The organism is Pseudomonas sp. PDM18, from assembly GCF_014852585.1.
Classification (GTDB): domain Bacteria; phylum Pseudomonadota; class Gammaproteobacteria; order Pseudomonadales; family Pseudomonadaceae; genus Pseudomonas.
Genome location: NZ_JACVBX010000002.1, coordinates 669,119 through 682,747, shown reverse-complemented (window position 1 = coordinate 682,747; position 13,629 = coordinate 669,119). Strand labels below are relative to the sequence as shown.

The window sequence follows — 13,629 nt, the reverse complement described above, 5'->3', positions numbered from 1 at the left end:
TCGTTGTTTTTTATATCTGTAATCTCGAGCGACCGGACCACCGGAGTCATCCCGTCTTATCCGACCTGTCCTGTGGTCCGCCCTCGCTCAGCGAGCGGCCACGCCGTTTCCGAGGAGCCGTATCCATGTCCCGCCCGCTTTTCCTGCGCCGTTTAGCCATAGGCCTGAGCGCCTCCGCCGTCCTGTTCGGTGCCCTGACCGCGCACGCCGAAGAGACCCTGCGCATCGGCTTCCAGAAGTCTTCCACGCTGCTCACCATCGTCAAGGCGCAGGGCAGCCTGGAGCGAGAGCTGGGCAAGCAGGGCATCAAGGTCACCTGGCATGAGTTCCCCAGCGGCCTGCCGCTGCTCGAATCGCTCAACGTCGGCAACGTCGACCTGTCCGCCGACGTCGCCGATACCGTCCCGGTGTTCGCCCAGGCCGCCGGCGCGCAGCTGACCTACTTCGCCCGCGAAACCCCGTCGCCTACCGCGCAATCGATCCTCGTCCCGCAGGACTCGCCGCTGAAGTCGCTGGCCGACCTCAAGGGCAAGCGCGTGGCGGTGACCAAGGCGGCTGGCAGCCACTACCTGCTGATCGCTGCGCTGCAGAAGGCCGGGCTGAAATTCTCCGATATCCAGCCGGCGTACCTGACTCCCGCCGACGGCCGCGCCGCCTTCGAGAACCACAAAGTCGATGCCTGGGTGACCTGGGACCCGTACGTCGCCAGCGCCCAGCGCCAGCAGAACGCCCGCGTACTCGCGGATGGCAAGGGCCTGGCCAGCTACCAGCGCTACTATCTGGCTTCCACCGCCTATGCCAAAGCGCACCCGGAAGTGCTCAAGCAGGTCTTCGCCGAATTGCAGAAAACCGGCCGCTGGGTGAAGGAACACCCGACCGATGCCGCCAAGGTGCTCGGCCCGCTGTGGGGCAACCTGGATGTCGCCACTGTTGAGCAGGCCAACGCCCGCCGCAGCTACGACGTGCAACCGGTGCGCGCCGACGGCCTCGACGAGCAACAGCGCATCGCCGACGCGTTCTTCGCCGAGGGCCTGCTGCCCAAGCCGGTGGACGCCCGCGCGGTGCCGGTCTGGCAGCCGGACGTAGCGAGCAACTGAGTGCGGGGTCGCTTTCGCAAGGGCGAGCACAGCCTCGCTGTGACCAGGCGCGGCCAGATCTTCATCCGCTAGACGCAGTGAACTGCAGGGTGACATGCCGCTGACTGTCCAGCCGACGGCGGGGTTGCCGGGATCACGCCTGGATTGCCAGCGCGACAAAGCAGCAAAGTGGTGTGCCCCGTCGGGTCAGGGGCAGCATTTCCAGTATTCGAAGGCTGGCCGGCAACCTCACCTGCCATCGACTCGACGCGACCGGCCGAAAATCTTCAGGCACGCTGCGCTCGCAAGAGGGCGCGCGCCTGGATAGAACTGCGCGCCTTCAAATCTGCGGGTATTCCGTCAGAAGCAGAAACGCCCAGCCTGCTACATCAGCCGTGACGGGAAGTCCGCCTGCACGGCCACGGACACCGCATCCGGCCGCCAGAATTCCTGGTCGAACTCCACCAGCAAGCCATCCTCGACGTAGTTCAGCCGCTCCAGCACCAGGTTGCTGGCGCCAGAGGCCAGTTGCAGCAACTCGGCATGGTCGTCGTTGACCGTGCCCAGGCGCAGGTTGAGCGTGCAGCGCGTCTGCACCTTGCCGAAGCGTTCGCGCAGCACGGTCGTCAGTGAGCGATCCAGGCGCGCGTCGAGCAGGTCCGGGCACCAGCTGGCGAGCAGGGTGTTGATCTCCACCAGCACCGGGCGGCCGTCGATCAGCCGGCGGCGGTGCAGGCGGAAGACGGGTTCGTCCGGTGATGGCAGGTTCATCCGCGCCGCCAGCCAGGCGCCGGCGCGGCGGCGTTCGGCGCTCAGGCACTCGGTGAGGGGCTCGCGGCCCTGCAGGCGCACGTAGTCCATGAAGCTGACCAGCCGTGTCGGGTCGTAGTCGATGCGCGGCGGGCTGAGGTACCAGCCGCGGCGGTTCTCGCGGTAGATCAGCCCCTCGGTTTCCAGTTGCTGCAGGGCCTGGCGCAAGGTCACGCGGGTGCACTCGAAGCGCTCGGCGAGGTCGCGCTCGGGCGGCAGTTTCTGGCCGGCGAGGAAGCGGCCCTGGGCGATGTCCGCGGCCAGCTGGTCGCGGATGCGCGCGTAGTGCGGCGGGATGGCCTGGTAGAGCATGGCGATCCTCAGGAATGGCCGGCCGCGAGTGCCGGAGGTTCGTCATGCAGCTCACGCCGCCACGCCAGCAGGCCGTAGATCGCCAGCACCACGAAGCCGGCGTAGAGCCCGGCGGTGAGGTACAGCGACTTGTAGAGGAACACCCCGGTGTAGACCACGTCGAGGATGATCCACAGCCACCAGCTGGCGACGTACTTGCGTGCGGCCCAGAAGCTCGCCACCAGGCTGAAGGCGGTGAGCGCGGCGTCCAGCCAGGGCAGGGCCGCGTCGGTGTGGGTGTGCATCGCCCAGCCCAGGGCCAAGGCGCCGACTGCGCCGGCTAGGCAACTGGAAATGGCGGTGGAGGAGGGCAGGCGTTCGACGCGCACCTTGCCGTGGTCGCTGCCGCCCTGGCTCCATTGCCACCAGCCGTAGAACTGCAGCACCACGAAGACCAGTTGCAGGAGCATGTCGGAATAGAGCTTCACGCTGAAGAAGATCCACGCGTAGAGCAGCACCGCCACCACGTTCACCGGCCAGCACCAGCGGATGCGCCGGGCGGTGAGCCAGACGCCGAGCACGTTGACGATCACCGCGATGATTTCCAGAGTAGACATACGCGCTTACCTCAGAAGTTGACGCTCGCCGTCAGGCGAGCCGTGCGCGGCGCACCCTGGAACAGGTAGCCGTCGCCGAAATATTCACCGACATCGCGCCAGTAGCGCTTGTCGAACAGGTTGTCGACACTCAGCCGCAGCGTGGTCGGGTAGTTCCCGATCCGTGTGCTGAAGCGTGCGCCGGCGTCGTAGACGGTGTAGCCGCCGACCTCCACCGCGCCGTCGCGGTCGGCGTACTTGGCGCCGCTGTAGCGCGCCGCGCCAAGTAGCGACAGTCCCGGCACCGCGGCCAGCGCGTAGTCGGCCTGCAGGCTGGCGCGCAGGCGCGGGACGTTGATTGCCTGGTGGCCTTCGTAGTCGTCCGTGTCGCTGCCCACCACCCGCGAGCGGATGGCCGCGACGCTGCCGCTCAATTGCAGCGCGGAGGTTACCCGGCCACTGGCGGACAACTCCAGCCCGCTGTTCTTCTGCTGGCCCTGCTGCACGTAGGTGAAGGTGCCGTCGCCGTTGGGCCGGGCGAACTGGTAGGCCTGGTGGATCTGGAACAGCGCGGCGCTCCAGTCGAAGCCGGGCAGCTCCTGCTTGATGCCGAACTCGACCTGGCGCGAGGAAGTGGGCGCCAGGGTATCGCCGGCGTTGCTGGCGAACCAGGGCGCCTCGCCGCCCAGCGACAGGCCCTTGCTGTAGCTGCCGTAGATCGAGATGTCCGCGCGCGGCTTGAAGATCAGCGCGCCATTGGGCAGGAACTCCGAGCGCTGGGTATGGCGGGTGGTGTCGCCGTCGCTGTCGAAGGTGCGTTCGTCCAGGCGCACCTGGCGGCCGCCGAGCACCAGCTGCCACTGTTCGCTCAGGCTGATGCGGTCGCTGGCGAACAGGCCGTACTGGCGGCTGTCGAGGTGGCGGTAGCTGTGACCGGGCTCGCCGTCGAAGGGCTCCACGGGGCCGATGCCGGTGTAGATGTTGCCGGTGCCGACCCATTCATTGAGCTCCGGGCGGCTGTCCAGCACGCGGCGGAAGGCCGAGGTGCCGACGGTCAGCTCGTGGCGCAGCCAGCCAGTGGCGAACTGGCCGTGCAGCGCGGCCTCCAGTTCGTCGTTGCGGCGGGTGTCGTCCGGGCTGCGGAAGTCGTAGAGGTCGTAGTCGCCTTCGGGGCTGAAGTAGTTCGGTACGGCCGAGTCGGCACAACTGGCGGCGCCGTAGCAGCCCCAGGGGAAGGCGCTGTAGTCGTCGATCACCACCTTGCTGCGCGAGGCGCTGAGGGTGCCGGTCCAGGCGTCGTCGAAGCGGTACTCGAAGCGCGTATTGAGATTGAGCGATTCGATGCGCACCGGGTCGGCCCAGCTCTGGTAGCCGAGGCGGTCGCGCGGGTCGATGCCGTGGGGCAGTTTGCTGCCGCCAAGCAGTTGGTAGCCCGGCGCCGAGGGCTGGCGACGGTTCTGGTATTCGGCGTCGAACTGCCAGAGGGCGTTGGGCGAGAGGTTCCAGTCCAGCGCCAGGGAAGCGAAGTCACGCTTGCCATCGGTATGGTCGATGTAGGAGCGCAGGTCCTCATGGGCGAGGTTCACCCGCACGCCGACGGTTTGCTCGGAGTCGAGCCAGGCGCCGACGTCGGTGGCCAGGTAGCGACCGCCTTCATCGTCGGTGCCCAGGGTCACCGAGCGCACGTCCTGCGGCCGCTTGGTGACGTAGTTGATCACCCCGCCGGGTTCGGACACGCCGCTCTGCAGGCCGGACAGTCCCTTGAGCACCTCGACCTGTTCCTTGTTCTCCAGCGCCACGTTCTGCTCGCCGGTGATGGTGCGGCCGTTGATCTTGTAGCTGCTGGCTGCGTTGAGCGAGTAGCCGCGGATCTCGAAGTTCTCGTAGTAGCCCACCGGCGCGTAGGCCTCGCCGGTGGAGGCGTCGTTCTTCAGCACGTCGCTGAGCAGGCGCGCCTGCTGGTCCTTGAGCAGCGCCTGGTTGAACACCGAGATGGAGGCGGGCGTGTCCAGTAGCGGCGCCTCGCCGAAGCCGCCGACCGAGGCGCGGTCGCTGGCGTAGCTTCCTGTGTCCTGGCCGATCACCGTGACGGTATCCAGGGTGGTGGCTTCCTCGGCGTGACCGGGGCCGCTGGCCAGCAGCACGGCCAGGGTCAACAGGCTGAGGGGAAATCGCGTGCGCGCTTGGCGCGGCAGGTACTGCATGGAACGCTCCTGAATATTGCCGGGGCGTGCGCCGGGAATGTGCGGGGCATAGCCCCTCCCGCGCGAAACGGATGGCCGTGGATGTAAGACGTGATTGCCCGCGGGCGGGCTGTCAGACCGGAGCTGCTCCGGTGGTCAATGGCAGCGAAGGCTCTGCGGCCCACTCCTGCAGCGAGCCGTCGTAGATCGCGACCCGTGTTTCCCCGGTCATTGTCAGCGCCAGGGCGAGGGCGGCGGCGGAGATGCCGCCGCCGCAGTACAGCAGCAAGGGCGGTTCGGCCTGGCGCAGCCCGGCGAGGGTTTCGTCCAGCGCCGCGCCACGCCGGTAGCAGCCGTCGTCGTCAAACAGGCTGCGCGCCGGCAGGTTGCTGCTGCCGGGGATGTGCCCGCGACGTGCGTAACGGGTGACGGCGCTGCCGTCGAACAAGACGGCGGACAGGGCGCAGACCAGCGTGCCGTCCGCTTTGCCGGCCACGACCTTCTCGACGTCGTGACGGTCGATCCAGAAGCCGTCGCGATACTGCGCCGGGGCCGACAGAGCCGCGCTGCTGATCGCGGGCGGCGCGCCTTCGTCGAGTGGATAACCGGCGGCGATCCAGGCACGCAGGCCACCATCGAGTACCGCCGCATCGATGCCCAGGCTGCGCAGCATCCACCACAGACGCGCGGCCCAGAAGCCGTCGCTGCGGTCGTAGATCACGATCAGCGCATCGTCATGGATGCCCAGCTTCCGCAATGCATCCAGTGCCGCTTGTGCCTCCGGCAGGGCGAAGCTGAAGGGCGCGCTGGCATCCGCCAGATCGCCCAGCAGGTCGGCATGCCGCGCGCCGCGAATGTGCCCGGCGCGCCAACCGGTGTGGCCGCTCTGCACGCGGTAGTCGCCGTCGAACTGCGGGGCGGCCAGTTCGACGCTGGCGTCGAGCAGGCACAGGCGTGGGTCGTCCAGCAAGGCGGCGAGCCCATTGGCGCTGATCAGGGGGGCGCTCATCTCAATCCACCTTCGCCGCCAGTTGGCGCACATGGTTCAGCAAGCGCTGGCCTTCGCTGCCGAGGAACCAGCGGGTGTGGCCGATCAGGTAGTTGTCGTAGGCCAGCGAGGCGCTCTCGGCCGAGCCAAGGATGCCGTGGAAATAGATGACCTCTGACAAGGCGAAATCCGCATGCACCAGCGGCAGCAGAGCCGCCAGAGCGAGCAGATCGTCGCGGCTCAGCGAGCGAACGCTCGCGTAGCCAGCGAGCAGTGCGTCGAGGGCATCGAGATCGGCCTCGGCGGCGCGACCCTGGTCCAGCTCCAGCCAGGGCACGAGGTTGCGTTCGATGGCAGTGGCCAGGTCGAACAGCGCGAAACTGCGGTCGCTCAGGCCGAAGTCCAGCACCGAGACCACCTGTGCCCGCGGGCCGCTCTCGCTCCACAGGAGGTTCGAGGCGTGCCAGTCGTTGTGGGTCCATAGTGCGGGCTGGCGCTGCAGGTAGGGCAACAGCGTGCGCTGCAGCGGCAGGTGCAGCTCGCTCAGAGTTTCCTTCCACGGGCGCGCCTGCAGATAGTCGGCGAGGGCGGGCGCCAGGGGGAAGGTCGCCTCGATGGCGGCGAGCGGGTCCGCCGCGCCGAACAGGTTCAGGTTGCTGAGCAGCACGCCCGCGCTGCGCGAGGGGGCGTCGAAGCCTTCGGCGGCGCGGTGCAGTTTGGCCAGCGCGGCGCCGGCGGCGAAGGCGTGGGCGTTGTGCTGGAAGGGCGTCCAGGATAGCGCGTCGCGGTACAGGTCCAGGCCTTCAGCCTTCTCGTGGACTTCGTAGGTCCAGCCGTCCCGTTCGATGGCGCTGCGGCCCTGGTCATCGCGCAGAACCCGGGCAACTGGCGCACCTCGTCGGGCCAGGTGATCGAGGAAGGCGTGTTCTTCTGCCAGCCAGCCAGCGTTGCGTACGCTGGGGTGGTGGCGCTTGACGAACAGCGTGCCGCTGGCGTTCTCCACCAGTGCGGCGGCGGAGAATGGCCGGGGGCTGTGCCAGCTCAGACGGGCCTCCGCGCCCTGCGGGAAGTCAGCCAGCAGAGCAGCGACCTCCGCTTCGGTCAGCGCCGGCCAGTCGGCTTCCACCGCTTCCAGGCCCATGCCGTGGCTCAGGCGTTTGGTCATGCTGGGTTCTCCACTTGCCAGGCATTGCTGGTGGCGCCGCGCCAGATTTCCGGGTCGCGCAGCACACCATATTCATGCAGCCACTGGGCGTAGGGCTGCAGCAGTTCTTCGCGCTGTTCGCCCCAGCAGCCCTGATGCAGCCAGCTGGGCGCGATGCGCCGCAGGGATTCTGCCAGCATCTCGCGGGGAAAGTAGGGAATGGTGCGCTCGTAGACCGGCAGAGCGGCTTCCGGCTCGGCCGCGGCGGCGAGGAAGCCGCGTGCGGTGACGGCGAGAAAACGCCGCGCCACGTCCGCATTTGCGTCGAGCCAGTCCTCGCGAGCGCCCAGCAGGTAGCTGTGGTAGGGCGGTGCGCCGATCTCGTCGACCGGCAGCACCACGCGGCGATCTTCGGCGATGGGGCTGGGCAGCAGCGCTTCCCAGGCCCAGTAGCCGCCGAAGCTGGCATCGGCGAGGCCGGCGGCCAGGTCTTCCGGGCGCAGTTCGCGGAAGCCGGCATCGACCAGCTCCACCGCATCCGGATCGCCGCCATCGCGGGACACCAGGTGGCGCACCATAGCCAGGCCGCGCGGCGTCGGGTTCAGCGCGAGGCGCTTGCCCTGCAGATCACGGGGTCGGCGGATGCCGCTGTCGGTGAGCGTCTGGATCGACTCCAGGCCGCGATGGTTGATCGCGGCCACACCGATCAGAGGCTGGCCCAGCTCGCGGCGCACCAGCAGACGGTTGCTGGGGAACACGCCGAACGCGGCGGCACCGCGCGCCAGGTGCTCCAGGGTGTCGCCGTGATAGGGATCGTGCACCACCAGCTCCACGTCCAGCTCCGCGTCGCGGTACCAGCCGCGTTCACGGGCGAGGTAGAAACCGGCCGAATTGGGCCAGGGATGGAAGTATTCGAGCATGACCCGCAAGGCAAACATGAAACCTTTCTCCGATACGGCCAGCGGCCGGCGACTGCGATGGAGCGTATTGAAGGGGAGAGTATTTGGTATATACCAATATGAATTTCACTGGTTTTTATAATCGCATGGAATAAAAGACCCGTCGGCAAGCTGGAGTCACGCCAGCAGGAGGCGAGAACGGGGAAATTCACTCAAATCGCTCTGGCACGGGCGTTACGGGTTATGAACTCATGCGATTTGGATATTTATGGTTATAAGAAGTAGAAGATAAAGTAACGGCTTCATCTAAGGCAGGTTGCAAGCAGGACCCATGAGCCAATCACCCTGGGGCGCGACTCCCGTCCTGACCTTGCCGCAGGGCGAGAAGCAGCCGCTGTCCATTCGCGCCAAGGCGCTGGTGTTCGCCGATCCGCGCTCGCGCCAGTTGCTGGAATTCCTCGACCGCGTCGGCCCCAGCGAGGTGCCGGTGCTGATCAATGGTGAGACGGGCACCGGCAAGGAGCTGGTGGCGCGCTACATCCACAGTGCCAGCGGGCGCAAGGGTGCGTTCGTCGCGGTGAACTGCGGCGCAATCAACGAGAACCTCGCCGAGAGTGAGCTGTTCGGCCACGAGGCCGGGGCCTTCTCCGGCGCGACCGGACGCCGTGCCGGTTGGTTCGAGGAGGCCGACGGCGGCACCCTGTTCCTCGACGAGATAGGCGACCTGCCGATGCCGCTGCAGGTGAAACTGCTGCGCGCCTTGCAGGAGCAGGAGATCGTCCGCGTCGGCTCGCGCAAGCCGATCAAGGTGGACATCCGCCTGGTCACCGCGACCAACGTCGACCTGGAGCAGGCAGTGGATGCCGGCAATTTCCGTCTCGACCTGTTCTACCGTATTAACGTCGCCCAGGCCCGCGTGCTGCCGCTGCGCGAACGCCCGCTGGACATCATGCCGCTGGTAGAGCACTTCCGCCGTATCTACGCCCAGCGCCTGAAGATCGCCGAGCCGATGTTCTCCGAGGCTGCCGTCAGCGCGCTGCTGGACTACGCCTGGCCAGGTAACATCCGCGAACTGGAGAACGTCGTGCACCTGGCCCTGCTGGTGGCGGGGGAGAAGGCGGTGCGACCCGAGCACCTGAAGTTCTCCGCCGCGCTGTCCGCTCAGCGCATGGGCGCGGGAGCGCCGACCGGATTACCGCAGGAGATCATCCGCGACCAGTTGCAGCGCCTGTTCGAAGTGCCGGGGGAGACCCTGCTGCATGATATCGAGGACCTGATCGTCCGCGAGTCCTTCGCCCACTGCGGCTTCAACCAGCTGCGCACCGCGGCGCTGCTGGGCATCAGCCGCAACGCCATGCGCACGCTGCTGGTCAACCACGGCCTGCTCAAGGGCCGCGCCAAGGCCTGATCAGTCGCGGCTGCGCTGGCGGGCCTTGGCAGCGGCGGCGTCGCGGCGCAGCAGGGGCAGCAGCTCCTCGCCGAGGTGGATCGCCTCTTCCAGGTGCGGGTAGCCGGAGAGAATGAAGGTATCCACGCCCAGTTGGTGATACTCCTCGATTCGCTCGGCGACTTCTGCGTAACTGCCCACCAGCGCCGTGCCAGCGCCGCCGCGCACGAGGCCGACGCCTGCCCACAGATTCGGTGAGACTTCCAGGTCGCGCACGCGATGCGCGCGGCCCTGAGTCAGGCTGATCTGACGTGATTGCCCCACCGATTCGTAAGCCGCCAGTTGCTGCTGGGCGCGCTCGATGGCGTCGCGGGGAATCTCGTCCAGCAGGCGCCCAACGTGCGCCCAGGCCTGCCGCGAATCGGCGGCGGCGAACACGTGCAGGCGCAGGCCGAAGCGCAGCTCGCGGCCGTGGGCGGCGGCCAGTTCGCGCATGCGCAGAATGCGCTCGCGGATCATCGCCGGTGGTTCGCCCCACATCAGGTAGGTCTGCGCGTGACTGGCGGCGATGCGCTCGGCGACGTCCGAAGCGCCGCCGAAACAAATCGGCGGCAACGCCGCCTCCCGGGGAATCGGCACGGGACTGCCGGTGCGGTAGTGCCGCCCGTGGTGCTCGCGCCCGGCCCAGGTGGCGCGGAATACGTCGAGAAATTCGGCACTGCGGGCGTAACGCTCGTCGTGTTCGAGGAAGTCGCCCAGGGCGCGTTGTTCGAAACGGCTGGAGCCGTTGACCAGGTGCAGCAACAGGCGGTTGTCGCTGAGCTGTTGCAGGGTGGCGGCCTTGTGCGCGGTGTAGGCGGGCAGTTCGACACCTGGGCGCAGGGTCAGCAGGAACTTCAGTCGGCGCACTTCCTGGACCATCAGCGCGACGATCAGCCAGGGGTCTTCGAAGCCGCTGGCGGTGGGCACCATGATGCCGTCGAACGCCGCCTGCTCGGCCGCGCGCACAACCTGGCGCAGGTAATCGAGGGTCGGCGCGCGCTCGCCCTGCTGGAACAGCCCGACCTTGGGCAGGCCGCTGCTGGTGAGGTGGTGGCCGTCGCCGTTGGTGGGCAGGAACCAGTCGATCTCGAGGGGTCGGCGTTTGGGTTCAGCGGCCAATCCGGGTGTCCTTTTCAGCTTGTTGGCGCAGCAGCGGCAGGACCCGTTCGCCGAAGCGCAGGACCTCGCGCACCGAGTTGGGCGCATGCAGGATTATCTGGTCGAGGCCGGCACCGTGTAGCTCACGCAGGCGGCTGGCGACCTGGTTGTAGGTGCCCACCAGCACGGGCGACTCGCCGGGGGCGGGCAGCCACAGGTTCGGATGGATCTCGCGGCGTCTGGCGGGGTGCTCGGCGCGTTCGGCGAGCAGCTCGACCACGCTCGCCTCGGCGCGGCGGCGCTTGCTCCTGGCCGGTGCGGCGAAGGCCTGCGCCTGCCTTGCGGCCTCATCCCAGGCCTCCTCCTCGCTGTCGCGGGCGATGATTCCGAAGCTGGCGACATGGCCCAGCGTGCGCCCGGCAGCCTGGGCGGCTCGGTTCAGGCGCGTGATGGTTTGGCCCAGCTGCGCGACGTCGGTGGCTGGAACAAAGCAAAAATCGGCGCGGTTGGCGACGCGTTCGGCGCCCAGGCTTTCGTCCAGCAGCAGGAGCGCGGGCGGCAGGTCGCGCAGGCCCAGGCCGGCGTTCTCCAGGTGGAAGTAGCGGCCGTTGTGGTCCAGCGGTGTGGCGGGGGCGTGCAGCAGGCGTTGCAGGATGTCGAGGAACTCGTCGATGCGTTCGTGGCGCTGATCGCGATTGAGCACTTCGCCGAAGGCCCGGCGCAGGCTGCCGCGATCACTGTCGGGCAGGTGCAGGCGTACCCGTCCGGCGGACAGCGATTGCAGGCTTTGCAGGGTAGCCGCCAGTGCCGCCGGGAGCATGGCTTCCGCCGGCAGGCTCAGGGTCAGACCGAGCAGTCGGGTATGTGCGCACAGGGCGGCAGCGACCATCAGGCTATCCGGCTGGCTGGGGCCTCCGGGCAGGTAGAGGTCGTCGAAGCCTGCGTATTCCACGGCCTGGGCCAGCTGCACCCATTCCGCCGGCTGCGCCTGCCAGTCCAGCCCACCCCTTGCACCGCTCGCGCAGAGCTTCCAGGCGAAGCGCAGGCTCATCCGGCCACCGCGAGCGCTTGGCCGGCGGGCGTCCAGCCCAGCGCCGGGGCGATGTCCCGGGCAAGCTGTTCCAGGCGCCGCAGTACCTGGACCTGGGTGGAGCTTTCCGACTGCACCACGGCAATGAAGTAATCCGCGTAGGGCAGCAGCGACGGGTCGTTGCGCACGCTGGCGATCACTTCCTCAGGATGGCCGTGGTGCACGTTGAGCAGTCGCAGGTGGCTTTCCAGGTCGGCGGCCTCGTCGATCAGTCCCTCGCGGATCAACCGCGGCACGTGCAGTTCGATGTCCGGTGCGAGCTCCGCGCGGGACTGGTTCTTGTCCTGCGCCGGGAACACCGCGCGGACCACGCCGATACGCGGCCGCCGGGTTTCGTCCTGCCAGGCGCTAAGGTAGGCGTCGGCCAGCGGCTTCTGCACCGTCAGCGGATCGTGGGTAGCGGTGCCCAGCAACAGTCCGTTGCCTTGTTCGGCGGCGTACACCGCGCCGGCCGCGCTGCCGTGGGAATGCCAGAGCCGTTCCCGCAGCCCGGCTGCCGGCGGATGCAGGCGCAGTTGCGCCTCACCCGGCAGCGGCGCGCCGAGCAGGGCGGCCTGCAGGGCGCGCTGGGACCGCTGGAAGTCCTCCTGGCGGCGCTGGGCGTCGCGGTTGAAGGCGCTGAACATGTCCAGGTTGGCGCCCCCGCTGCCCAGGCCCAGTTGCAGGCGGCCAGCGGACAGTGCGTCGAGTACGGCGGCGTCTTCAGCCAGGCGCAGCGAGTCTTCCAGCGGCAGGGTGACCACTGCCGTGCCCAGTTCGATGCGCCGGGTGCGCGCGGCGATGTTGGCGAACAGCAGCAGCGGCGAAGGCAGTTGGCCGAAGCCGCCGCTCAGGTGGTGCTGGGCGATCCAGCCGCCGTCGAAGCCCAGCGCCTCGGCGAACTCGAACTGCTCCTGCAGGTCGCGGTAGACCTGGCGTGGGTCGCTGCCGAAGGCGTGGGTGAGGAAGCCGAGCTTGAACGGCTTCTGCGGTTTCACTGCGCTCATGCCGGGATCTCCTGTGCGGTGGCACGCTGCTGGCGCGGTTGCCAGCCCAACGCGGGGGCGATGTCGCGGGCGACGGTTTCCAGGTGGCGCAAGGCTTCGCCGAAGCCGGTCGAAGTGGTCTGCACCTGGACGATCAACTGGTCATTGGCACCCAGCGGTGCATCCGCGCGCAGCTGTTCGGCGATCTTCGCCGGGTCACCGTGCAGCACGCCGAGGGCGTCGAGCACCGCTTCGAAGCCCTGTGCCGGGTCGGCGTGGCCGATGCCGATTCGGCGCTGGCGCTCGACGTAGGTGAGGATGTCCTGGCGCAGGGTCGAGCCGGCTGCGGCAGCGTCGGCACCGGGGAAGACTGCGCGCACCAGGGCAACGCGGGGCGCTCCGGCGTGGGTGGGATTCCACGCCTGGCGGTAGCGTTCGATCACCTGCGAGCGCGGCTCGGCACCGGCGTTGGGGTTGGGCGCGAGGATCAGTCCGTTGCCGCGCGTGGCGACCTGTTCGACGCGGGACGTCGCCTCCCACAAGCGTTGTTCAAGGCCATTGGCGGCGGGGCGCAGCACGCGCCCTTCGGCATTCAGCGGCTCGCCGGCCAGCGCCTGGCGCAAGCGCTCCAGGCGCTGGTCGTACTGCGTGTGGCGGCCCTCCAGGCGCTGGCCGAAGGCGGCGAAGCTGTCCGGGTCGAAGCCGGCGCCCAGGCCCAGTTGCAGGCGGCCCTGGCTGAGCAGGTCGAGCACCGAGGCGTCCTCGGCCAGGCGCAGGGCGTTCTCCTGGTTGAGCACGACGATGCCGGTGCCCAGCTGGATATGCCGCGTGCGCTCGGCCGCCGCGCTGAGCAGTACCAGCGGCGAGGGCAGGCGGCCGTTCTCGCTGGCGAAGTGGTGCTGGGCCAGCCAGCCGCTGTCGAAGCCCAGCTCCTCGGCGGCTTCGAACAGCTCCAGGGTCTGCTGGTACAGGCGCGGCTCGAACTGCGGGGCATACACGCGGTTGAGGAAGCCCAGGCGGAAGGTGCGGTGGTGAGTGGGGGGGCTCATGGTTGGCGCTC

General features: G+C 68.3%; 12 protein-coding genes. 2 read left to right on the top strand and 10 right to left on the bottom strand.

Annotated features, from left to right (window positions below):
* The first annotated feature begins 125 nt into the window (after positions 1–125).
* Positions 126–1,097 (top strand): aliphatic sulfonate ABC transporter substrate-binding protein, encoded by a 972-nt coding sequence (locus IB274_RS07855; RefSeq protein ID WP_192431433.1) that lies wholly within the window; start codon positions 126–128, stop codon positions 1,095–1,097.
* A gap of 363 nt (positions 1,098–1,460) precedes the next feature.
* Here the strand turns inward: IB274_RS07855 and IB274_RS07850 are convergent, their stop codons facing one another.
* The 6 genes from IB274_RS07850 to IB274_RS07825 all read right to left on the bottom strand — a co-directional run bounded on the left by IB274_RS07850 (position 1,461) and on the right by IB274_RS07825 (position 8,026).
* Positions 1,461–2,198 carry a UTRA domain-containing protein gene (locus IB274_RS07850; RefSeq protein WP_192431432.1) on the bottom strand — a complete coding sequence of 246 codons (738 nt, stop codon included), beginning with the start codon at positions 2,196–2,198 and terminating at the stop codon, positions 1,461–1,463.
* 8 nt (positions 2,199–2,206) lie between these two features.
* A complete protein-coding gene (gene pnuC / locus IB274_RS07845) occupies positions 2,207–2,794 on the bottom strand; it encodes a nicotinamide riboside transporter PnuC (protein WP_192431431.1) in 588 nt (195 codons plus the stop codon).
* Between the two features lie 11 nt (positions 2,795–2,805).
* The gene (locus tag IB274_RS07840) at positions 2,806–4,977 is read right to left on the bottom strand and encodes a TonB-dependent siderophore receptor (protein WP_192431430.1); all 2,172 of its coding nucleotides are present in this window, start codon (positions 4,975–4,977) and stop codon (positions 2,806–2,808) included.
* Between the two features lie 112 nt (positions 4,978–5,089).
* Positions 5,090–5,965, bottom strand: a complete 876-nt coding sequence (locus tag IB274_RS07835) for a sulfurtransferase (protein ID WP_192431429.1) — start codon at positions 5,963–5,965, stop codon at positions 5,090–5,092.
* Between the two features lies 1 nt (position 5,966).
* On the bottom strand, positions 5,967–7,109 hold the full coding sequence (locus tag IB274_RS07830; protein ID WP_192431428.1) for a phosphotransferase enzyme family protein: 1,143 nt from the start codon (positions 7,107–7,109) through the stop codon (positions 5,967–5,969).
* Positions 7,106–8,026, bottom strand: coding sequence for an ABC transporter substrate-binding protein (locus IB274_RS07825; protein WP_192431427.1), 921 nt, complete (start codon positions 8,024–8,026; stop codon positions 7,106–7,108). Before IB274_RS07825 ends, IB274_RS07830 begins: the two co-directional genes overlap by 4 nt.
* A 292-nt stretch (positions 8,027–8,318) precedes the next feature.
* On the opposite strand from IB274_RS07825, the gene IB274_RS07820 reads away from it, so the two are divergent.
* Positions 8,319–9,395 (top strand): sigma-54 interaction domain-containing protein, encoded by a 1,077-nt coding sequence (locus tag IB274_RS07820; RefSeq protein WP_192431426.1) that lies wholly within the window; start codon positions 8,319–8,321, stop codon positions 9,393–9,395.
* Here the strand turns inward: IB274_RS07820 and IB274_RS07815 are convergent, their stop codons facing one another.
* From IB274_RS07815 to IB274_RS07800, 4 genes are read right to left on the bottom strand one after another with little or no spacing between them, the layout of a single operon-like run.
* Positions 9,396–10,535: an LLM class flavin-dependent oxidoreductase gene (locus IB274_RS07815; RefSeq protein ID WP_225614715.1), complete on the bottom strand. Its 1,140-nt coding sequence runs from the start codon at positions 10,533–10,535 to the stop codon at positions 9,396–9,398.
* Positions 10,525–11,565 (bottom strand): LLM class flavin-dependent oxidoreductase, encoded by a 1,041-nt coding sequence (locus IB274_RS07810; protein ID WP_192431424.1) that lies wholly within the window; start codon positions 11,563–11,565, stop codon positions 10,525–10,527. Before IB274_RS07810 ends, IB274_RS07815 begins: the two co-directional genes overlap by 11 nt.
* Positions 11,562–12,590 (bottom strand): LLM class flavin-dependent oxidoreductase, encoded by a 1,029-nt coding sequence (locus IB274_RS07805; RefSeq protein WP_192431423.1) that lies wholly within the window; start codon positions 12,588–12,590, stop codon positions 11,562–11,564. Before IB274_RS07805 ends, IB274_RS07810 begins: the two co-directional genes overlap by 4 nt.
* Positions 12,587–13,618, bottom strand: coding sequence for an LLM class flavin-dependent oxidoreductase (locus IB274_RS07800; protein ID WP_192431422.1), 1,032 nt, complete (start codon positions 13,616–13,618; stop codon positions 12,587–12,589). The genes IB274_RS07805 and IB274_RS07800 overlap by 4 nt, the downstream gene beginning before the upstream one ends.
* Between the last annotated feature and the right edge of the window lie 11 nt (positions 13,619–13,629).

Coding starts and splice junctions, on each gene's coding strand:
- pnuC (WP_192431431.1), bottom strand. CDS start 2,794: ATGTCTACTCTGGAAATCATCGCGGTGATCGTCAACGTGCTCGGCGTC.
- IB274_RS07840 (WP_192431430.1), bottom strand. CDS start 4,977: ATGCAGTACCTGCCGCGCCAAGCGCGCACGCGATTTCCCCTCAGCCTG.
- IB274_RS07810 (WP_192431424.1), bottom strand. CDS start 11,565: ATGAGCCTGCGCTTCGCCTGGAAGCTCTGCGCGAGCGGTGCAAGGGGT.
- IB274_RS07850 (WP_192431432.1), bottom strand. CDS start 2,198: ATGCTCTACCAGGCCATCCCGCCGCACTACGCGCGCATCCGCGACCAG.
- IB274_RS07805 (WP_192431423.1), bottom strand. CDS start 12,590: ATGAGCGCAGTGAAACCGCAGAAGCCGTTCAAGCTCGGCTTCCTCACC.
- IB274_RS07800 (WP_192431422.1), bottom strand. CDS start 13,618: ATGAGCCCCCCCACTCACCACCGCACCTTCCGCCTGGGCTTCCTCAAC.
- IB274_RS07855 (WP_192431433.1), top strand. CDS start 126: ATGTCCCGCCCGCTTTTCCTGCGCCGTTTAGCCATAGGCCTGAGCGCC.
- IB274_RS07820 (WP_192431426.1), top strand. CDS start 8,319: ATGAGCCAATCACCCTGGGGCGCGACTCCCGTCCTGACCTTGCCGCAG.
- IB274_RS07825 (WP_192431427.1), bottom strand. CDS start 8,026: ATGTTTGCCTTGCGGGTCATGCTCGAATACTTCCATCCCTGGCCCAAT.
- IB274_RS07830 (WP_192431428.1), bottom strand. CDS start 7,109: ATGACCAAACGCCTGAGCCACGGCATGGGCCTGGAAGCGGTGGAAGCC.
- IB274_RS07835 (WP_192431429.1), bottom strand. CDS start 5,965: ATGAGCGCCCCCCTGATCAGCGCCAATGGGCTCGCCGCCTTGCTGGAC.